The sequence below is a fragment of the Pseudoalteromonas sp. MT33b genome (genome assembly GCF_014117385.1).
Taxonomy (GTDB): domain Bacteria; phylum Pseudomonadota; class Gammaproteobacteria; order Enterobacterales; family Alteromonadaceae; genus Pseudoalteromonas; species Pseudoalteromonas lipolytica.
The window spans coordinates 1,858,387-1,878,458 of sequence record NZ_CP059831.1 but is presented as its reverse complement, the minus strand read 5'-3'; the positions used below and the strand labels follow the sequence as shown (position 1 = coordinate 1,878,458).

General features: G+C 41.1%; 17 protein-coding genes. 9 read left to right on the top strand and 8 right to left on the bottom strand.

Annotated features, from left to right (window positions below; genetic code table 11):
* Positions 1 to 15: 15 nt before the first annotated feature.
* Positions 16 to 378 (bottom strand): DUF3718 domain-containing protein, encoded by a 363-nt coding sequence (locus tag H3302_RS08640; RefSeq protein ID WP_065978461.1) that lies wholly within the window; start codon positions 376 to 378, stop codon positions 16 to 18.
* Positions 379 to 742: 364 nt separating this feature from the next.
* Between H3302_RS08640 and H3302_RS08635 the strand changes: the two genes are divergently transcribed.
* From H3302_RS08635 to H3302_RS08625, 3 genes are all read left to right on the top strand, one after another.
* A complete protein-coding gene (locus H3302_RS08635) occupies positions 743 to 1,528 on the top strand; it encodes a hypothetical protein (protein ID WP_182394923.1) in 786 nt (261 codons plus the stop codon).
* Between the two features lie 113 nt (positions 1,529 to 1,641).
* A complete protein-coding gene (locus tag H3302_RS08630) occupies positions 1,642 to 3,024 on the top strand; it encodes an amidohydrolase (RefSeq protein ID WP_036968087.1) in 1,383 nt (460 codons plus the stop codon).
* Between the two features lie 11 nt (positions 3,025 to 3,035).
* On the top strand, positions 3,036 to 4,262 hold the full coding sequence (locus H3302_RS08625; protein ID WP_065978460.1) for an amidohydrolase family protein: 1,227 nt from the start codon (positions 3,036 to 3,038) through the stop codon (positions 4,260 to 4,262).
* Positions 4,263 to 4,564: 302 nt separating this feature from the next.
* On the opposite strand, the gene H3302_RS08620 is transcribed toward H3302_RS08625, so the two are convergent.
* Positions 4,565 to 6,787 carry an NADP-dependent isocitrate dehydrogenase gene (locus tag H3302_RS08620; RefSeq protein WP_036968093.1) on the bottom strand — a complete coding sequence of 741 codons (2,223 nt, stop codon included), beginning with the start codon at positions 6,785 to 6,787 and terminating at the stop codon, positions 4,565 to 4,567.
* 560 nt (positions 6,788 to 7,347) lie between these two features.
* The gene (gene cspD, locus H3302_RS08615) at positions 7,348 to 7,563 is read right to left on the bottom strand and encodes a cold shock domain-containing protein CspD (protein WP_036968098.1); all 216 of its coding nucleotides are present in this window, start codon (positions 7,561 to 7,563) and stop codon (positions 7,348 to 7,350) included.
* Positions 7,564 to 7,772: 209 nt separating this feature from the next.
* Here cspD and clpS point away from each other — a divergent pair, with 209 nt between their 5' ends.
* On the top strand, positions 7,773 to 8,081 hold the full coding sequence (clpS, locus tag H3302_RS08610) for an ATP-dependent Clp protease adapter ClpS (protein ID WP_174403847.1): 309 nt from the start codon (positions 7,773 to 7,775) through the stop codon (positions 8,079 to 8,081).
* Positions 8,082 to 8,151: 70 nt separating this feature from the next.
* Positions 8,152 to 10,416, top strand: a complete 2,265-nt coding sequence (clpA, locus tag H3302_RS08605; RefSeq protein WP_036968105.1) for an ATP-dependent Clp protease ATP-binding subunit ClpA — start codon at positions 8,152 to 8,154, stop codon at positions 10,414 to 10,416.
* Between the two features lie 174 nt (positions 10,417 to 10,590).
* Here the strand turns inward: clpA and infA are convergent, their stop codons facing one another.
* From infA to trxB, 4 genes are all read right to left on the bottom strand, one after another.
* On the bottom strand, positions 10,591 to 10,809 hold the full coding sequence (gene infA / locus H3302_RS08600; protein WP_002962494.1) for a translation initiation factor IF-1: 219 nt from the start codon (positions 10,807 to 10,809) through the stop codon (positions 10,591 to 10,593).
* 90 nt (positions 10,810 to 10,899) lie between these two features.
* Positions 10,900 to 11,604: an arginyltransferase gene (locus H3302_RS08595; protein WP_036968108.1), complete on the bottom strand. Its 705-nt coding sequence runs from the start codon at positions 11,602 to 11,604 to the stop codon at positions 10,900 to 10,902.
* Positions 11,597 to 12,313: a leucyl/phenylalanyl-tRNA--protein transferase gene (gene aat / locus H3302_RS08590; RefSeq protein ID WP_036968111.1), complete on the bottom strand. Its 717-nt coding sequence runs from the start codon at positions 12,311 to 12,313 to the stop codon at positions 11,597 to 11,599. Before aat ends, H3302_RS08595 begins: the two co-directional genes overlap by 8 nt.
* 105 nt (positions 12,314 to 12,418) lie before the next feature.
* Entirely contained in the window at positions 12,419 to 13,369 is a 951-nt protein-coding gene (gene trxB / locus H3302_RS08585; protein ID WP_036968114.1) for a thioredoxin-disulfide reductase, read from the bottom strand.
* Between the two features lie 288 nt (positions 13,370 to 13,657).
* Between trxB and pssA the strand changes: the two genes are divergently transcribed.
* Positions 13,658 to 14,983: a CDP-diacylglycerol--serine O-phosphatidyltransferase gene (pssA, locus tag H3302_RS08580; protein ID WP_182394922.1), complete on the top strand. Its 1,326-nt coding sequence runs from the start codon at positions 13,658 to 13,660 to the stop codon at positions 14,981 to 14,983.
* A gap of 84 nt (positions 14,984 to 15,067) precedes the next feature.
* Here the strand turns inward: pssA and ald are convergent, their stop codons facing one another.
* Positions 15,068 to 16,189 carry an alanine dehydrogenase gene (gene ald, locus H3302_RS08575; RefSeq protein ID WP_036968120.1) on the bottom strand — a complete coding sequence of 374 codons (1,122 nt, stop codon included), beginning with the start codon at positions 16,187 to 16,189 and terminating at the stop codon, positions 15,068 to 15,070.
* Between the two features lie 142 nt (positions 16,190 to 16,331).
* On the opposite strand from ald, the gene lrp reads away from it, so the two are divergent.
* The 3 genes from lrp (at position 16,332) to lolA (ending at position 20,071) form a co-directional block, all read left to right on the top strand.
* Positions 16,332 to 16,811 (top strand): leucine-responsive transcriptional regulator Lrp, encoded by a 480-nt coding sequence (lrp, locus tag H3302_RS08570; protein ID WP_036968123.1) that lies wholly within the window; start codon positions 16,332 to 16,334, stop codon positions 16,809 to 16,811.
* Between the two features lie 141 nt (positions 16,812 to 16,952).
* Complete coding sequence (locus H3302_RS08565; RefSeq protein WP_182394920.1) at positions 16,953 to 19,445, top strand: DNA translocase FtsK; 2,493 nt, start codon at positions 16,953 to 16,955, stop codon at positions 19,443 to 19,445.
* Positions 19,445 to 20,071 (top strand): outer membrane lipoprotein chaperone LolA, encoded by a 627-nt coding sequence (gene lolA, locus H3302_RS08560; protein ID WP_036968132.1) that lies wholly within the window; start codon positions 19,445 to 19,447, stop codon positions 20,069 to 20,071. Before H3302_RS08565 ends, lolA begins: the two co-directional genes overlap by 1 nt.
* The last annotated feature ends 1 nt before the right edge of the window (position 20,072 follow it).

Here is a 20,072-nt window from a genome sequence, read left to right as displayed (position 1 = left end):
ACATCAAATCTGTCATTATTTAGAACCCGAAATGACGTAGACGGTGTTATCACTGACTTTAGCGATATCTTGAATACTTGTTTTTGTTTGTTGCTCTAAATTTAAGTAGCTTGCTGATTTATTAAAGCCATAGGTGCTGGCAAACTGTGCCGTAGACATATCATTGCACTGTAACTTGTCTGAGATGACGCGTTTGTTTAAGCGTAAATCACGCATTGTTTGAGCAAGGTTTATGGGTTTATTTGACACAATAGCCATACATGCTTGTGTCCCAGCAGAATTATCTGCAGCTACAAACTGTGCGGCGTTTGCATCTGTTGCTGTCATTGAAGAACCGACAATAAGTGCTGTACCAAATGCTAATGTTAATGTATTCATCTTTCTCTCCAGTTGTTTGTCCATGTGACATGAAAGTCGTGCAACCTCGCGTGGGATACTTCACAATTCCTATTTGCTAGGCACCATTAAAGTATTACCCTAAATTTGATTGATTGCTGTTAATGAAAACGGACAAGATGTAAGCAAGTATGTAGATGTGTACCCCAATATATAACCGTTTGATTAGACATATTTTAAAGTATGAATTTTGACACAAATAACGAGAAAATAATTTCATTTTAGAGCAAACTGAGCAGGTTTAGAGAGCGTATTTTCTATTTGTTTTACGGTATTGCTACATTTACGTTTTAACTCTAATTTAAATGTTCACTATTAGACACTGAATAAAGTGTAAGGAGTTTAAGTGACCACAAAATTATCAGGCTATTATCAACAAGCCTATGCCTCACATTCTAAGCATTTTAATCAATGCTTTTATTGTGGTTGTGAGGCAACTGAGCGCGACTATTGCCCCCCTCTTCATATGATGCAAAGTATTATTGATTTAGGTGAAGACGCTGAATTTATTTCAATACCAGCGTGTTATGAATGTTTTGCGCTACTTCATAATGAGCGAGTGTTAACGATTGATGGCCGATTCACCAAAGTAAAAAAGAAAATAGCCAATAAATATGCCAAAGCGCTGCGAGTATTTCACATGTGGCACGAAAATGAGCTTGATGATATGAGTGATGAATTTGTTCATAGCATTAAAGCGGGAATGAAATTGGGCGAAGAAGCTGCACAGCGGCTTGATTTTCAGGGCTACAGTTATTCGACTGAAGATGGCCGCGTTACTATTCGCGAAAAACGCACTGAATTTGATGTGCAAGGAATAGTCTTTTACGACTTTAAAGAGGCGCTAAATTACTGTATCAACGAGCTTAGCGTCGATAAAAGTGACTTTTATAAATTAGTCGTTGAAGATTATAACGGCGATTTTAATCGTGCCTTGAGTCAATATCGCCACCGTCATGAAAAAGTAACGGCAGCCACTGATGCCAATACTTTAATCAAAAGCTTTGCTAAACAACATAAACAAAACTCTGATTTCGTAACCCGTACCGTGACGCATTTTATTAATAAAGATCCTAGCCTCACGACCGAAGGTGCATTAGAGAAGCTCTATACGAATTACATTAAAAAATAAGTAACGGAAGAAATAACGTAATTCGTCTTACTTAAACGTCACTTACCTCGTTTGTTAGCATTGATATTAACATTTGATTAAAGTTATATAATAAAAAAAGGAGAAACAACAAAATGCATAAATTTGCACCATCCTTGATGGTTATTTCACTTGGTATCGCGCTTGCGGGTTGCCAAGATAATGGCCCACAAGATCCAAAAGTAACGATTGATAAAAACCCATACCCAAGTACTTATAAGCCACTGGCATCAACAAGTACTCTTATTACCAATGCAACGGTACTAACAGGCACCGGTGAGCGTTTAGATGAGGCTGATGTTTATTTTGTTGATGGTAAAGTACAACAAGTAGGCAAGGACTTATCTGTACAAGCAGATAACACCATTGATGCACAAGGCAAGTGGGTCACGCCCGGTATCATCGATGTGCATTCGCATTTAGGCGCATACCCAACACCGTCTGTGGCATCGCATCAAGATGGTAACGAAATGACAAGCCCAGTGACTGCTGAAGTATGGGTTGAACACTCTATTTGGCCGCAAGACCCTGGTTTTAACCGTGCTCGTGAAGGCGGCATTACGTCATTACAAATTTTACCAGGCTCAGCAAATTTAATTGGTGGCCGTGGTGTTACTTTAAAAAATGTTCCTTCACATACAATGCAAGGTATGAAATTCCCTGATGCACCCTATGGCTTAAAAATGGCTTGTGGTGAAAACCCAAAACGTGTTTATGGAAGCAAAGGGGTATTACCTTCAACACGTATGGGTAATATGGCGGGCTACAGAACAGCATGGATTGATGCAACGGAATATAAGCGTCAGTGGGAAAAATATGACAGCGATTACGCGGCAGGTAAAAATCCTGAAATTCCTCACCGTGATATTAAGCTAGACACGCTAGCTGGTGTCCTTGATGGCGATATTCTTATTCATAACCACTGTTATAAAGCAGAAGAAATGGCGATGATGATCGACCTAGGCAAAGAATTTGGTTATCACTCAGGCACTTTCCACCACGGTATTGAAGCGTACAAGATTGCCGATTTACTCGCTGAAAACGGCAACTGTGCAGCACTGTGGCCAGATTGGTGGGGCTTTAAAATGGAAGCCTATGACATGGTTCAAGAAAACGTGGCTATTGTCGATGCGGTTAAAAACTCATGCGCGATTGTCCACTCAGATTCTGATACAACTATTCAACGCTTAAACCAAGAAGCAGGTAAAGTGATGTACCGTGCAAACGATGTTGGTTTTAATATTTCAGAACAACACGCTATTAAGTGGATCACAGCAAACGCTGCTAAATCACTGGGTATCGATGATAAAACAGGCTCACTTGAATCGGGTAAACAAGCCGATGTTGTTATCTGGAATCAAAACCCTTTTAGTGTGTACGCAAAAGCTGAGCAAGTATTTATTGATGGTGCCAAGGTATACGATCGTCATGATGAAAAATATCAAGCACAAAGCGATTTCATGCTTGGTCAACAGTAGGAGTAACATTGATGACAAAATTAACTAAAACATTTTCGCTCTCTTTAGTTGCTGCTGGTTTATTTTCGTCGGTAGCGAGCGCACAATCGATTGCAATTATTAATGCAACCATTCACACATCAACAGAACAAGGTGTATTAGAAGGTGCTAGTGTCGTTATTGACGAGGGAAAAATTGTTGCAATTAATCCAGAATCAATAAATGCAGACACCACTGTTGATGCTCAAGGTCAAATCGTGACCGCAGGGTTTATCGGTACGATGAACCAACTTGGCTTAGTTGAAGTAGGGGCTGTTGCGGGTTCTCGTGACGGCGGTGATGATAAAGCGAGTATTGATTTCGATCCTAGTCTTGCTTTTAACCCACGCAGTAGCTTAATTCCTTATGCTCGAAAAGGCGGGATTACTCAAGACGTAATCGTGCCAAATGGTGGTGAAAGTATTTTTGCAGGTCTTGCCTCTGTTGTTGATTTATCGGGTTCATTCGATAGTGTAAATCAAAAACAAGTTGCCCTTGTGGTTCATTTAGGTGAAAAGCGTAAAGGCTCACGTGCAATGTCGATGAAAACACTGATCGACAAGCTTGAAGGGCACAAGTCAGCTAAAAAAGATGATAAAAAAGAACCCACCACAGAGCAAAAGATCCTTGATAAAGTACTCTCAGGTGAAATGCCACTGATTGCCAGTGTACAACGCGCGTCAGATATCTATGAATTAGTGAAATTAAAAGACACGTTTGGAATTAATTTAGTAATTCATGGTGGTGATGATGCCGTTGTTGTTGCAGATACTTTAGCAAAAGCTAATGTGCCGGTGATTATCAGTTCTATGGCAAATTTACCGGGTAGCTTTGATTCAATGCATGCTAACTTAGCCAATGCAGGCAAACTCGAAAAAGCCGGTGTTAAAGTGATTATTGGTGTTGCAGGGGACTCGAGTCACAATGTTTACCAGTTGCGTTTTGATGCGGGCAACGCTGTGTCGTATGGTATGACACAACAAGGTGCATTGAATGCGGTGACCAGTAATATTGCGGATGTTTTTGGCTTGAACTCAGGAGCAATAGCAACAGGCAAACGTGCGAACTTAGTTATGTGGTCTAATGATCCATTTGAATTGAAATCACACGTAAGCAAAATGTGGATCAATGGTGAAGAGGTTTCAACTGAAGCGCGTCAAGATAAATTGCGCGAACGTTACACAACCGAATCAGCGATGCCAAGAGCGTACACAAAGTAATTTTAATAAGAAAGGCCGCCTATGCGGCCTTTTATACCAATTAGCTTAATTAACAGGTCTTTTTTTTCACGCAATAAAACCCCGTTTATACCAAGGCAAAAATGTCGTTAGCTAGTTGTTCTCGGCAATTGCTCCTGCATTGCTCTATCTCCTGCATCCATGCTGTCGTAAATTAGACATTTTTAACGCAGGTAGCGACAGGTTTAATCACTCAAAATAATTAAGTCGTATTGCGAATTGGTATTATCGCATTCATAAAAAAAGCGCTCAATGAGCGCTTTTTTAACAGATTTCAATAACAATTAAACTAATTTAGCTAAAATGTCATTGAATGTTGTGCTTGGACGCATTGCTTTAAATGCCGCATCGTCATTTGGTTGGTAATAACCACCTACATTCATTGCTGTACCTTGTGCATCGTTCAACTCAGTAACGATTTGCTCTTTTTGTGATTCAAGGTCAGAAGCGATTTGCGTGAACTGTGCTTTTAACTCAGCGTCATCGTTTTGAGCAGCAAGTTCTTGTGCCCAGAATAATGCTAAGAAGAAGTGAGAACCACGGTTATCAATCTCTTTCACTTTACGTGAAGGTGATTTGTTTTCAGCAAGGAAAGTACCTGTTGCTTTATCTAGCGTATCAGCAAGTACTTGTGCTTTCTTATTACCAGTATTAACGCTTAAGTGCTCTAAAGAAGCCGCAAGTGCTAAAAACTCACCCAGAGAATCCCAACGTAAGTGGTTTTCTTTTTCGAATTGCTGTACATGCTTAGGAGCAGAACCACCCGCACCCGTTTCGAATAAACCACCACCATTCATAAGTGGTACGATTGACAGCATTTTAGCGCTTGTACCTAGCTCAAGAATAGGGAATAAGTCAGTTAGGTAATCACGCAGTACGTTACCTGTTACAGAAATCGTATCTTTACCTTCTTTAATACGCTCAAGTGAGAACTTAGTCGCTTCAAGGGGTGCTAAAATACGGATATCTAAACCATCAGTATCGTGATGTGGTAAATACGCATTTACTTTTTTGATTAGCTCGGCATCGTGCGCACGATTTTCATCTAACCAGAATACCGCGGGTGTATTTGTTGCGCGAGCACGATTAACAGCAAGTTTAACCCAATCTTGAATTGGTGCATCTTTTACCTGACACATACGCCAGATATCACCTTGCTCAACAGCGTGCTCAAGTAATGTTGTGCCGTTTGTATCTACCACGCGAACAGTACCTGCTGCTGATACTTCAAACGTTTTATCGTGTGAGCCGTATTCTTCCGCTTTTTGTGCCATAAGGCCTACGTTAGGTACGCTACCCATGGTTGTAGGATCGAATGCACCATTTTCTTTACAGAAATCAATAGTTGCTTGGTAAACACCAGAATAACAACGATCTGGAATGACAAAACTTGTGTCTTGTAATTTACCTTCGCTGTTCCACATTTGACCGCTTGAACGGATTGCAGCAGGCATTGATGCATCAATGATCACATCGCTTGGTACGTGAAGATTAGTAATACCACGGTCTGAGTCAACCATCGCGATAGCAGGGTTGTTGTCATAAACAGCTTGGATATCGGCTTCGATTTCAGCTTTTTTAGCAGCATCTAGTTTTTCGATTTTAGCAAATACGTCACCAAAACCGTTATTCACATCAACATCTAACTCTTTGAAAAGGTCAGCGTGTTTGGTAAATACATCTTTAAAGAATACTTTTACTGCATGACCAAAGATGATTGGGTCAGATACCTTCATCATCGTTGCTTTCATGTGTAGTGAGAACAATACACCTTTTTCTTTAGCAGTCTGAATTTCTTTCGCTAAAAAATCTTGTAATTTTGCAACGCTTAGACGAGATGCGTCAATCACTTCGCCTGCTAGAAGCGGTGTGCTTGCTTTAAGTACTGTAACGTCGCCATTTTCTGCAACGTGTTCAATACGCACATCAGTCGCTTCTGCAACAGTCACTGATTGCTCAGAACCAAAGAAATCACCTTCTTCCATACTTGCAACATACGACTCAGAATCTTTGCTCCATGCACCCATTGAATGTGGGTTATTACGAGCATACTCTTTTACAGAGCTAGGTGCACGACGGTCAGAGTTACCCTCACGAAGTACAGGGTTTACAGCACTGCCTTTGATTTTGTCGTAAGTCGCTTTAATTTTTTGCTCTTCATCAGTTTTTGGCTCTGATGGGTAGTCAGGTAGTGCGTAACCTTTTTCTTGTAGCTCTTTGATTACAGCGCGTAGCTGTGGAACCGACGCACTGATATTAGGAAGCTTGATAATATTTGCTTCAGGCGTTTTAGCCATTTGGCCTAGTTCAGCAAGTGCATCATCAATACGTTGCTCTTCTGTTAGGTACTCAGGGAAGTTAGCAATTACACGACCTGCTAATGAAATGTCGCGAGTTTCAACTTCAACACCTGCCGCGTTAGTATACGCCTGGATGATTGGTAACAATGAATACGTTGCCAGTGCTGGCGCTTCATCTGTTTTAGTGTAGATAATTTTTGATGTCATCATCATTCCTAGATAGTTGGCGTAATGTTTGGCAGTTACTGCAAGCAGCCACCCTTAATTAGCCATATTCAACAATGCAATTATATTGCTATCAAATAATACCAACTCGCCATAACATTTGCTTTATTCGAGAATAAACCGCACCTAACAGCATTGCAGCGCTTATTTAGAATCACTAAATAACGACTTTTGCTGAGTTATCGGCAAGATTTTCCTCAATATCGCTCATTTAATTAACTGAATTGGTATCATAGCAATTAGTCTGTTAGCTGTTGCAACTTAATACGGGGTATCAAAATAACCACAGCTGACAGACTGTAAAATTCTTATAGCCTAAATAGGCATAAAATGAAATTAGCCATAAGCCTTAGGTCAAAATGACGAAAAAGCTAAATTTAAGCAACAAGAGTGTAACAAGCTTGGCTCTAAAGGGCTAATAACAATTAAACAATTGGGATGAAGAAAAGGAATTTCAAGGATAAATATGAGATATATTAGTGGGAAGAGAGTAAGCGAGGAACTTAACAAGGTCGCTCGCTTGATACTCGAATAGGTAATACCTAAGAAATTTCATCGTTAGGCGCAATATTCGTTGCGTGTAACCCTTTTGGACCTTGTTGCAATTCGAATGTTACATCTTGACCAGCTTTAAGTGTTTTATAACCGTCCATTACAATCGTTGAGTAATGAGCGAATATATCAGTCTCGCTACCGTCTTCTACGATGAAACCAAAACCTTTGGCATTGTTGAACCATTTGACTTTACCACAAGCCATACTTCTACATCCTTCTATAAGTTGACTAATTTAGTTATTCTAAACCGTGTAATTTGCTAGACTGACTAAAGTTTAATCAATCTATAATTGACTGTAGTTTATTTAGGCAGTCAGTCAAGTGTTTTGAACTATTTTTTAACAATTTATTTATTTTTTTATTCAAGTTTGCTTGAGTTCTAAAGACAAGACTATATTTAATTATGAGTGGTATGAAAGATTCTGGTGTTATTGAAACGGTTCGCGATAGTGAAAAGCAAAAACTGCAACCACCGCGAAAATATAAGGTCATTTTAAATAATGATGATTACACGCCAATGGACTTTGTGATAGAAGTACTAATGACGTTTTTTAATATGGATAGCGATAGAGCAACAGATGTGATGCTTCAAGTTCATCATAATGGCAAAGCAATATGCGGCATTTATAGCGCTGATGTTGCTTACACCAAAGTTGAGCAAGTTAATCGTTACGCACGAGACAACGAGCATCCACTGCTATGTAGTTGTGAGCAGGAATAAATACCAAGGTAGGGTGAACATTTAGCCCATCACAACGGTATATAAATATTATCTCAGTAAGGGGTTGCCAATGCTAAACAAAGACTTAGAACTAACCTTGAATGCGGCGTTTCGCGAAGCAAGAACGCGCCGACATGAATTTATGACCGTCGAGCATCTTTTACTCGCGCTGCTCGATAACCCTTCTGCTGGAGAAGCGCTTAACGCCTGTGGTGTAGATATGAGCGCGTTAAAAGTTGAGTTATCAGATTTTATCGACGAAACAACGCCGGTTATTCCTGACTTAGAAGAAGACAGAGAAACACAGCCTACATTGGGTTTTCAACGTGTGCTTCAACGCGCGGTGTTTCATGTGCAATCGTCAGGTAAGAACGAAGTAACAGGCGTAAATGTACTTGTGGCTATTTTCTCTGAACAAGAAAGCCAAGCTGTTTATTTACTTAAAAAAGCGGATGTAAATCGTTTAGACATCGTTAACTTCATTTCGCATGGTATTTCGAAAGCCGATGATGATATCGGTGGCGATGACCATGATGATATTCATGAAGAAGTACAAGAGGTGCAAGGCGAAGAGCCGACTAAACTTGAAAACTTTACAACAAACCTCAATCAGCAAGCGATTGAAGGAAATATCGATCCGCTTGTTGGCCGTGATAATGAAGTCGAGCGTACGGTACAAGTATTATGCCGTCGTAAGAAAAATAATCCATTGTTGGTTGGTGAAGCAGGGGTAGGTAAAACAGCCATTGCTGAAGGCCTTGCTTATCGTATTGTGAAAAACGAAGTGCCTGATGTAATAGCCGATGCGGTTGTTTATTCACTTGATATGGGCGCATTATTAGCCGGTACAAAATACCGCGGCGACTTTGAAAAACGTTTTAAATCGTTACTAAAAGAGCTGCAAGCTAAACCGCATTCAATTTTATTTATCGATGAGATACATACCATTATTGGTGCGGGTGCTGCGTCTGGTGGTGTAATGGATGCGTCTAACTTAATTAAGCCGTTACTTTCAAGTGGTAAATTACGTTGTATGGGCTCGACCACTTACAACGAGTATAAAAATATTTTTGAGAAAGACCGTGCTCTGGTACGTCGTTTCCAAAAAATTGATGTACTTGAACCAAGTGTGGCTGATACAACGAAAATCCTCAATGGCTTAAAAGAGCGTTACGAAGAGCATCATGGTATTCGTTACACGCAAAAAGCCCTTAAGGCAGCTGCTGAGCTGAGCGCAAAATACATTAATGAGCGTCATTTACCTGACAAAGCGATTGATGTGATTGACGAAGCCGGTGCAAATCAGCGCCTACAACCGATATCAAAACGCAAAAAAACCATTGGTGTAGCTGATATCGAGTTAATTGTGTCAAAAATGGCGCGTATACCACAGCAAAGCGTTTCTTCAAGTGATAAAGAAACATTGAAGAACCTTGATCGTAACTTGAAGATGCTTGTATTTGGTCAAGATCAATCAATTGATGCATTAACTTCGGCTATTCGTTTATCTCGCTCTGGACTCGCAAATGAAGATAAACCTGTGGGGTCGTTCTTATTTGCAGGCCCAACGGGTGTTGGTAAAACAGAGGTCACTAAGCAGTTAGCTAAGTGCATGGGGGTTGAGTTTATTCGCTTTGATATGTCTGAATACGTTGAACGTCACGCAGTAAGCCGTTTGATTGGTGCGCCTCCAGGCTATGTTGGCTTTGAGCAAGGTGGATTATTAACCGAAGCCGTTATCAAAAACCCGCACGCGGTGGTGTTGCTTGATGAAATTGAAAAAGCGCATCCAGATATCTACAACATTTTATTACAAGTGATGGATCACGGCACCTTAACGGATAATAACGGCCGTAAAGCCGACTTTAGAAATGTGGTAGTGGTAATGACAACCAACGCCGGTGTACAAGAGACTGTGCGTAAATCGATAGGCTTTACAGAGCAAGATCATTCTCACGATGCCATGACTGAGATTAACAAGGTCTTTTCACCTGAATTTAGAAACCGCTTAGATAACATTATTTGGTTTAATCACCTTGAAAAAGACGTTATTTTGCAGGTTGTTGATAAATTCATTGTTGAGCTTCAAGCTCAGCTAGATAAGAAGTCTGTTAATCTTGAACTGACATCTAAAGCACGTGAATGGTTGGCTGATAAAGGTTACGACAAAGCAATGGGCGCACGGCCAATGGCGCGTGTGATTCAAGACGAGCTCAAAAAGCCGTTGGCCAATGAAATTCTATTTGGTGAGCTGGCCGCGGGTGGTTCAGTGAAAGTGTCGGTTAAGGACAAGAAAATTCACTTTGAATATGAAACAAACCTCGAAACAGCGTAAGGTTTAAAAGGCAGAAAACAAAAAGCCCAGCTAATGCTGGGCTTTTTGTTTATTAAATGGAATTGAAACTAGGGTAGTTTGAACACCATTTAATAAACGCTTTTAGCTCTTTGTAATAAACACACCTGCCCATTCAAAGCAGCAAAAAGCTAAATCTCTCGTTATCGCACTAACTTAGCGAGCACGGAATACGATGCGACCTTTCGATAAATCGTAAGGAGTCATTTCTACGGTTACTTTGTCGCCAGTTAAGATGCGGATATAGTTTTTGCGCATTTTTCCAGAGATATGAGCCACAACTACGTGACCATTTTCTAGCTCAACTCGGAACATTGTATTTGGTAAAGTATCAAGGACCGTACCTTGCATTTCGATTACGTCTTCTTTCGCCATGTTTAGCGTAACACCTCTTTAATAGTTAAACGCTGCAGATTTTGCCGAAAATACAGCAATAAGTAAAGCTACAGGGCTCAAATTTGTAAATTAAATCGCCAACCAGTGATCGCCAAGATGCTTTTCTGCGGGCAAAAATTGGGTTTTGTATTTCATTTTGTCACATTCGTCGATTTGATAGCCCAAATAGACAAATTGTTTTGCTTGTTGTTTAGCAAACTTAATTTGCTGCATGATCATGATACTACCAATGCTGTACTTCTCATAATCGGGATCAAAAAATGTGTAAATTGCGGAAACTGCATTGTGCATGCAGTCGGTGACTGCTACAGCAACGAGCTTGTCACCTTCTCGCAGTTCAATAAATGTCACAGGCAACCATTGGCAAAATAAAAAGCTTTCATATTGGTTCTGATCAGGCGGAAACATAGAGCCATCTTGATGTCGTTGCGTAATGTACTTGCAATAAAGAGGGTAATATTCTGCGCGTTCATATTCACTGTAACTAACCGTAAAAAGTTTGTCTGCTTTGTTTAGTTTACGTTTTTGTGATTTAGAAGGCGTAAATTGTTGCGCTAAGACACGCACTGAATTACAGGCGTTACAAACAGGGCAGTGAGGACGATATATTTGGTCACCACTGCGCCTAAACCCCAATGCTAACAATTGTTCAAATTTATCAGGGCAATAGCAACTTGGGTCCAATATAACGAGGAGCTGCTCTTGGCGATCCGGTAAATAACTGCAATCAAATTGCTGGCTCAAACCAAGCCTAGCGGGTAAATGCTCAGTCATAAATATTTATCAACTCTTGTGGTTGCCACATGTCTGCTGTGGGAACATAGTTTTTTGCTAACTTAAGTCTAGTTAAAAATTCACTACGTGGGATAACTTTTGCACCTAAAGTTAGCAAATAAGGGTTCTCTAACTGACAATCAATAAAATGAGCATTGTGTTTCTTTAGCCAGTTAACGAGTGCCCACATCGCTAGTTTTGAGCCGTTTGATACTTGGTGAAACATCGACTCTCCACAAAATACGCCATGTTGCATAATGCCATAGAGACCGGCGACTAACTCATTGTCATGCCAAATCTCGACACTGTGTGCAAGACCTTGTTGATGGGCTTGAATGTAAGCATCCATCATTTGCTCAGTGATCCACGTACCTTCTGCGTCTAAGCGTTGTTCACGGCAAGCTGAAATCACGTGAGAAAAAGCATGATTAATCGTGACGCGAAACGCAGAGCGCTTTAAATATTTTTTTAAGCTACGACTAACATGAAACTCGTCAAGTTCAATGATGCCTCGCAGGCTAGGTGACCACCACATAATCGGCTCATAATCACTAAACCAAGGGAATATACCGGATTGATAGGCGTTCTTTAAGCGCGCAACAGATAACCCACCGCCAATTGCTAAAAGGCCATCAGGCTCGTCAAGGGCATGCTCAGGGTTGGGGAAATCAACACCTGATTCAGGAAGTTGATAAATTTGCTTTGTCATTGCAGCGGATTCATTATTTTTTTTGATAATTTTAGCAAAATTTTTGCCTAAAAAAAGGGGCTGTATAGCCCCTTGGTATTTTAAAAAGGTGTTTTAAATCGCTGGTTACAGATTGTCTAGGAAGCGCTCTGCATCAAGTGCTGCCATACAGCCTGTACCGGCTGATGTGATGGCTTGTCGATAAATATGGTCACATACATCACCCGCAGCAAAAACACCCGGTACGCTTGTTTGTGTTGCGTTACCGTTTAAGCCAGATTCAACCACTAAGTAGCCGTCTTTCATTTCAAGCTGACCTGCAAACATATCCGTGTTTGGCTTATGACCAATTGCAATGAATACACCGGCAAGATCTAAATTCTCAGTCTCATCAGAATCCGTGGCTTTAATGCGAATACCGGTTACACCCATTTCATCACCTAATACTTCGTCTAGGGTACGGTTATAGTGTAAGACAACATTACCATTTTCAGCTTTTTCTTTAAGGCGGTCTGCTAAGATTTTTTCACTGCGGAAGCTATCACGGCGATGAACCACGTGAACTTCTGCTGCAATATTTGATAAATATAACGCTTCTTCAACAGCCGTATTACCACCGCCTACAACAGCAACCTTTTGACCACGATAAAAGAAACCATCGCACGTTGCACAGGCTGAAACACCACGACCTTGGAAGTTTGTTTCAGACTCTAAGCCTAAGTATTTAGCTGATGCGCCTGTTGCGATAATAAGTGCATCACACGTATACGTACCAGAATCACCTGTTAGAGTGAAAGGACGCTTAGATACATCTACTTTGTTAATGTGGTCGAACACAATTTCAGTTTCAAAACGTTCAGCGTGTTCTTTCATACGTTCCATTAATGCTGGGCCTGTTAGGCCGTGAGCATCACCCGGCCAGTTTTCAACTTCAGTTGTCGTTGTTAATTGACCACCTTGTTGAATACCCGTGATAAGAACAGGGTTAAGGTTTGCACGTGCAGCATATACAGCAGCAGTGTAGCCAGCAGGGCCAGAACCTAAAATTAGTAATTTACAGTGTTTTGCGTCACTCATGGTTTTTCCTAAAAACGTTTTGATACGATGTCTATGCGCCCGATTCTAAGAAAAACAAGGCGGAAGTAAACAAAAGGGCGGATTATTTTTTTAAGTAAATCGCGAAGCTGTCAAACAATCCTTACTTAATAAAATTTAAATGCCTCTTTTTGCTTATAAAACGAGCTAATAGTGAAGTATTAGCGTAGCAAAGTGCGTTAATTCATGACCAAGCAATATTTTTTTGGTATGTTTTAGCTAATTTTGATATTAGCTTAGACTTTAGGCTAGATAAACGAACAGGCAATTATGGTATTTTGGCAGGAAAAGCCCGCATTTGGGCTGACTACAGAAGACGTCCAAGTCTTAACCAATGCGAGAGAGTATCGCACTGAACTATTGCGTCTAATTCGTTCGGCGACGAAAAGAATTTATATTACTGCTTTATATTTGCAAGACGATGAAGCGGGTCAAGAGGTTTTAAAAGCCTTACATGAGGCGTCTTTAGCGAATCCTGAGTTGGAAGTAAACGTGTTAGTAGACTTTCATCGTGCTCAACGGGGCTTAATTGGTGCTGCCAAGTCTGATGGCAATGCCAGCATGTATTGTGATTTTCAAGAAAAATATCAGTCAAACGTTAAAGTGTATGGTGTACCCGTAAAAGCGAAAGAGCTTTTTGGGGTATTACATTTAAAAGGCTTCGTAATTGACGACACCTTACTTTACAGCGGTGCGAGCTTAAATAATGTTTATTTACAACAGGATGATCGTTATCGTCTTGACCGTTATTTTTTAGTTCACCAAGCAGGCTTGTGTAATTCGGTCATCGAATTTATTAACACACATTTATTGAGCTCTGCAGCTGTTCCACGCATTGATACGCGTCCGTTAACTCAATTCAATGATATCAAAGTTGCTCAAAAGCAATTAATGAGAGATCTAAAATCAGCAAGTTATGACAGTGCGGCTGAGGCAAGTGCTGGTGAGTTAGGAGTGCGTTTGTTTTTGGGTTTAGGTCGGCGTAGCAATAAGCTAAACCGCTTAATCAAATCATTGTTTGATACAACAGAGCACGAACTCATTCTTTACACGCCGTATTTTAATTTCCCTGCACCGTTGATGCGCTCGTTACGTCGCCTTTTAAAACAAGGTAAAAACGTGACCATTGTGGTGGGAGATAAAACAGCAAACGACTTTTACTTACCGCCATCTGAGCCGTTTAGTAAAATTGGTGCACTGCCATATTTATACGAAACCATTTTGTATAAATTTTTAAAATCGCAAAAGCGTCATATCGCCAATGGTAACCTTAACGTTTATCTGTGGAAACACGAGAGCAACTCATTCCATTTAAAAGGGATTTGCTCTGACAAGCGTTTGCATCTGTTAAGCGGGCATAATTTAAATCCGCGTGCATGGGGGCTTGATATTGAAAATGGTATTTTAATTGACGATCCGCAGCAGCATATACTAAAGCAAATAGAGCAAGAAAAGCAGGCGATATTAACTCATTGCCGACGCTTATCAGGCCCGCAAGATTTAGAAACGATGGATGACTACCCAGCGCCTGTAAAAAAATTACTGGGTCAGGCCAAACGTGTGAAAGTTGATTTTATAATCAAACGATTTATCTAACTATCAACCAGATAAACAGAGTCTTGTGTTTTTTGAGACGAAAAAAAGCAGCGATATCGCTGCTTTTTTGTTTCACAATGCTAATTAAGCATTTTCAACTGCTGTACGTGGGTCAACATATTCCATGTTGAATGCTTCAGCTACTTCTTTGTAAGTAACTTGGCCTTTAATCACGTTTAAGCCTTTTAAGAAGTGTGCATCGTCAAGAAGCGCTTTCTTATAGCCTTTGTTAGCAAGGTTGATGATAAACGGTAATGTTGCGTTATTAAGTGCGAACGTAGAAGTACGTGGAACAGCACCTGGCATGTTTGCAACACAGTAGTGAACAACGTCATCAACAATGTAAGTAGGATCAGCGTGTGTCGTCGCTTTTGAAGTCGCGATACAACCACCTTGGTCGATTGCAACGTCAACGATTGCAGAACCAGGCTTCATTGCTTTAATGTGTTCAGCTGTCACTAATTTAGGCGCTGCAGCACCTGGGATTAGTACGCCACCGATCACAAGGTCAGCTTCTAGTACGTGTTTCTCTAGCGCATCAGCGGTTGAGTAAATCGCTTTCACTTTGTTACCAAACTGAGCGTCTAGTGCACGTAATACATCGATGTTACGGTCTAAAACAACCACATCTGCACCTAGGCCAACTGCCATTTGTGCTGCACTACGACCAACCATGCCGCCGCCGATAACAACAACTTTAGCTGGCTCAACACCTGGTACACCACCAAGTAACATACCACGGCCGTGGTTCGACTTTTCTAGCGCTTGTGCACCAGCTTGGATTGACATACGACCAGCAACTTCACTCATCGGTGCTAGAAGTGGTAAACCGCCACGAGCGTCTGTTACTGTTTCGTAAGCGATACAGATTGCGCCACTTTTAACAAGGTCTTCAGTTTGTGGAAGATCGGGTGCTAGGTGAAGGTAAGTAAATAGAATTTGGTCTTCGCGTAACATTGCACGCTCAACCGCTTGTGGCTCTTTTACTTTTACGATCATTTCAGCTTTAGCAAAAACGTCAGCTGGGGTAGGTAAAATTTCAGCGCCTGCTGCAATATAATCTTCGTTAGTGAAGCCAATGCCCATACCTGCATCAGTTTCAACGAACACTTGGTGGCCATGGTTTACTAGTTCACGAACACTCGCAGGAACCATACCTACACGGTATTCATGGTTTTTAATTTCTTTTGGTACACCAATAATCATAGTTTTTCGCCTTAATAGAACGGGATAAAATTTTCGACTATTATATTCATGACATGGCAGTGTGTCTCACCTTTTTTAAGTTCATTTGTAGTGATATAATCTAAAAAATATATTTTAACAGTGTAAAGCTCTGGTTTGGCGTATGCATCAATTACTTGACAGAATAGACCGAAAAATTTTAATGGAATTACAGCTTGATGGAAGGCTCTCTAACGTAGAGTTAGCAAGGCGTGTAGGCTTAAGTGCGACCCCGTGTTTAGAGCGTGTAAAGAAGCTTGAAAGAGAAGGCTACATACTCGGGTACAAAGCAGTTGTTGATCCTGCAAAATTGGGTCAGGGGTTGTCGGTGTACGTTGAGGTCACGATTACGAAAACCTCACCTGATGTATTTGAAGAATTTAATGCGGCGGTAAAAAAGCACGATGAAATAATTGAGTGTCACCTTGTTTCGGGTAATTTCGACTTTTTATTGAAGACCCGCGTTAATGACATGTCAGAATACCGTAACGTACTGGGTGATATCTTACTTAAGTTACCTAATGTAAGTGAGAGCCGTACCTACGTCGTGATGGAAGAAGTAAAAGGTGAGCAAGGGGTGATTATTCGTCCTTATATTGCATAAACTGTTAAAATAAACAAAGAGTAACAAAAACTTGTTCATTATCAGTCCATCATGGTTAAGATAAAGTGCAACAAACGGCATTTCCTGCTAATGTATTTCACTGCTAATCGATGAGTAAAGAATAATAAGGAATAGGGAGCTATGCGCCTAAATGGTGTTCAAAGACTGTTAGAGACTGGGCTAATTATCAGCACCTTTGCTGCAGTATTTATTTTATGTGCATTAATCAGTTTTGATCCTGCCGACCCATCATGGTCGCAAACCGGTGAATTTGTTAATGTAAAGAATATTACCGGCACAGCAGGTGCGTGGATAGCAGATATCTTATTGCTTACATTTGGCTGGCTTGCCTATTTGGTGCCAGCGGCTATTCAGTTATTTGGTTACTTATTATTTAAGCAGCCCCATCGCATATTCCAACTTGATTACACCACGCTGGCTTTAAGAATCATTGGTTTTGCTTTATTTATTACCTCTGCAACCGCGATTAGCAGCATCAATTTTGACGATATTTATAATTTTTCATCGGGCGGGGTAGTAGGGGACGTTATTGCCTCGGCGATGATGCCGACCTTTAATTTTACTGGCACATCTATTTTATTACTGTGTTTCTTTTTCGCAGGCTTAACGCTTTTAACGGGTGTGTCATGGGTGCAATTTGTTGACTTCTTAGGTGATTGGGTAATGCGTGCCTTTTATTTTACACGCAAGCACTTGTCGGCCTGGCTTCAACGCGAAAAAGACGCAAATAAAGCTGTTCTTTCATCAGAACCCGATGCGAATTTTGTCGAGCCTGATAGTGAGCCTTCAATTGGTTTTACCGAACCCGATGTAAACCAACCTGCTCAAGAAAAAGCGGCTGCAAAACCAGCTAAAAAAACAGAGTCTGAATTTAATGGTTTTGATGAACTTGACGATATTTTAGATCAAGAAATCGGTTTTAGTGCGCTTGATGATGAATCGTTTGACACTGTATCAGCTCTCAATGCGCTTGATCAAAGCCCCGTTGTTGAACCTGAAAAGCCAACGACAACGGTTGTCTCTCCTGCACGCCCAATGCCAAAGGTAAAGCCTGCGTATCAGCCACCTCCTACTGCAAAAGAAAAATTTGAGGCCTTATTAGAAGAGCAACCGCCAGCAACCCCGTTACCGTCGCTTGAGCTGTTAGACCGCCCAGATAAAGCGAAGAACCCATTATCGCAAGAAGAGCTTGATGGCATTTCACGTTTAGTTGAAACTAAATTGCTTGATTTTAATATTCAAGCCACGGTTGTCGGCGTATACCCAGGCCCTGTTGTTACGCGTTTTGAACTCGATTTAGCACCGGGTATTAAAGTGGCGAAAATCACCGGTCTTGCAAAAGATTTAGCGCGCTCGCTGTCTGCTGTCAGTGTGCGTGTTGTTGAGGTTATTCCGGGTAAAACCTATGTAGGTATTGAGTTGCCGAATAAACACCGCGAAATCGTGCGTTTAAGCGAAGTAATCAATGCCCCTAAGTTTGAGTCAAACCCATCACCATTAACCATGGTATTAGGAAAAGATATTGCCGGTGAGCCTGTGTGTGCTGACTTGGGTAAAATGCCTCATTTACTTGTCGCTGGTACAACCGGTTCAGGTAAGTCAGTGGGCGTTAATGTAATGATATTAAGCTTACTGTACAAATCAGGGCCTGATGATGTACGTATGATTATGATAGACCCTAAAATGCTTGAACTTTCTGTGTACGAAGGTATTCCGCATTTATTGTGTGAAGTGGTCACAGACATGAAAGAAGCGGCTAATGCACTGCGTTGGTGTGTGGGGGAAATGGAGCGTCGTTATAAGCTGATGTCGGCACTGGGTGTGCGTAACTTAAAAGGTTACAACCAAAAAGTATTGGATGCGAAAGAGGCCGGTCAACCGATCCTTGATCCACTTTTTAAAGACACTGACGGCATGGCTGATGGCCCTGAAGAGCTGGGTAAACTGCCTAGTATTGTCGTGGTGATTGATGAATTTGCTGACATGATGATGATTGTCGGTAAAAAAGTAGAAGAGCTAATTGCACGTATTGCACAAAAAGCCCGTGCAGCAGGTATTCACTTAGTGCTTGCAACACAGCGCCCGTCGGTTGATGTTATAACGGGTTTAATTAAAGCGAATATTCCAACGCGTATGGCGTTCCAAGTATCAAGTAAGATTGACTCGCGCACCATTTTAGACCAACAAGGTGCTGAAAACTTACTGGGTATGGGTGATATGCTTTACTTACCGCCTGGCACCAGCGTGCCTGTGCGTGTTCACGGTGCATTTGTTGATGATCATGAAGTTCATGCCGTGGTCGACGATTGGAAGAAACGGGGCAAGCCAAATTACATTGATGAAATTTTAAATGGTGATGCCACAGAAGAAATTTTACTACCAGGAGAAACCAGTGAAGACGGTGATGAAGAGTCAGATCCGCTTTACGATGAAGCAGTATCATTTGTGATAGAAACCGGCAAAGTGTCGGTATCGAGTGTACAACGTAAGCTTCGCGTTGGTTATAACCGCGCAGCACGTTTAGTGGAACAAATGGAAACGTCAGGCATTGTCAGTGCGCCAGGTCATAATGGTGCCCGAGAAGTATTAGTGCCCAATGGTGGAGCAAATTAATGAAAAAAATTACAGTGTTAACCCTAATAGTAGGGTGTTTATTAAGCGGTCAGAGTCGTGCTGACGACAGCCAAGCATTGCAACAGCAACTTGGCACAATTAACAGTTTTAAAGCGCAATTTATACAAAAAGTAACCGATGCACAGGGCGAAGCCATTATGCAAGGTGAGGGCAATATTGCGCTCCAGCAACCTATGATGATTCGCTGGCAACAGCAAAGTCCAGATGAAACGTTATTTGTTTCTAACGGCGAAAAAACCTATTATTTTGATAGCTTCGCTGAGCAAGTTACCATAATGAATACCCATAGTCTGATAGATTCAACCCCGTTTGTGCTACTTACATCAAAAGACCCTGAGCAGTGGGCTAAATACCAAGTATTGGCCACCGATACAGGCTTTAGTGTTACACCAAATAAAGGCATAGAAAGCCAAGTTGAGCAACTTGATATTGCATTCAGTGATGATAAACAGGCTTTATCTTCATTGACCGTGATGGATACCTCGGGTCAGCAATCGTTATTTACCTTTAAAGATGCTCAGGTTAATCAACCATTGGCTACGACGACCTTTGAATTTATCATTCCTGAAGGTGTTGAAGTTGATGATCAAAGCCAAGGTGAATAGG

What these genes read in the sequence shown, in the direction of transcription:
- lrp (WP_036968123.1), top strand. Translation starts at nt 16,332, where the DNA reads ATGCATCAATTACTTGACAGAATAGACCGAAAAATTTTAATGGAATTA.
- cspD (WP_036968098.1), bottom strand. Translation starts at nt 7,563, where the DNA reads ATGGCTTGTGGTAAAGTCAAATGGTTCAACAATGCCAAAGGTTTTGGT.
- H3302_RS08640 (WP_065978461.1), bottom strand. Translation starts at nt 378, where the DNA reads ATGAATACATTAACATTAGCATTTGGTACAGCACTTATTGTCGGTTCT.
- H3302_RS08595 (WP_036968108.1), bottom strand. Translation starts at nt 11,604, where the DNA reads ATGACTGAGCATTTACCCGCTAGGCTTGGTTTGAGCCAGCAATTTGAT.
- lolA (WP_036968132.1), top strand. Translation starts at nt 19,445, where the DNA reads ATGAAAAAAATTACAGTGTTAACCCTAATAGTAGGGTGTTTATTAAGC.
- H3302_RS08630 (WP_036968087.1), top strand. Translation starts at nt 1,642, where the DNA reads ATGCATAAATTTGCACCATCCTTGATGGTTATTTCACTTGGTATCGCG.
- H3302_RS08620 (WP_036968093.1), bottom strand. Translation starts at nt 6,787, where the DNA reads ATGACATCAAAAATTATCTACACTAAAACAGATGAAGCGCCAGCACTG.
- ald (WP_036968120.1), bottom strand. Translation starts at nt 16,189, where the DNA reads ATGATTATTGGTGTACCAAAAGAAATTAAAAACCATGAATACCGTGTA.
- clpA (WP_036968105.1), top strand. Translation starts at nt 8,152, where the DNA reads ATGCTAAACAAAGACTTAGAACTAACCTTGAATGCGGCGTTTCGCGAA.
- trxB (WP_036968114.1), bottom strand. Translation starts at nt 13,369, where the DNA reads ATGAGTGACGCAAAACACTGTAAATTACTAATTTTAGGTTCTGGCCCT.
- H3302_RS08565 (WP_182394920.1), top strand. Translation starts at nt 16,953, where the DNA reads ATGCGCCTAAATGGTGTTCAAAGACTGTTAGAGACTGGGCTAATTATC.
- aat (WP_036968111.1), bottom strand. Translation starts at nt 12,313, where the DNA reads ATGACAAAGCAAATTTATCAACTTCCTGAATCAGGTGTTGATTTCCCC.
- pssA (WP_182394922.1), top strand. Translation starts at nt 13,658, where the DNA reads ATGGTATTTTGGCAGGAAAAGCCCGCATTTGGGCTGACTACAGAAGAC.
- infA (WP_002962494.1), bottom strand. Translation starts at nt 10,809, where the DNA reads ATGGCGAAAGAAGACGTAATCGAAATGCAAGGTACGGTCCTTGATACT.
- H3302_RS08625 (WP_065978460.1), top strand. Translation starts at nt 3,036, where the DNA reads ATGACAAAATTAACTAAAACATTTTCGCTCTCTTTAGTTGCTGCTGGT.
- clpS (WP_174403847.1), top strand. Translation starts at nt 7,773, where the DNA reads ATGAAAGATTCTGGTGTTATTGAAACGGTTCGCGATAGTGAAAAGCAA.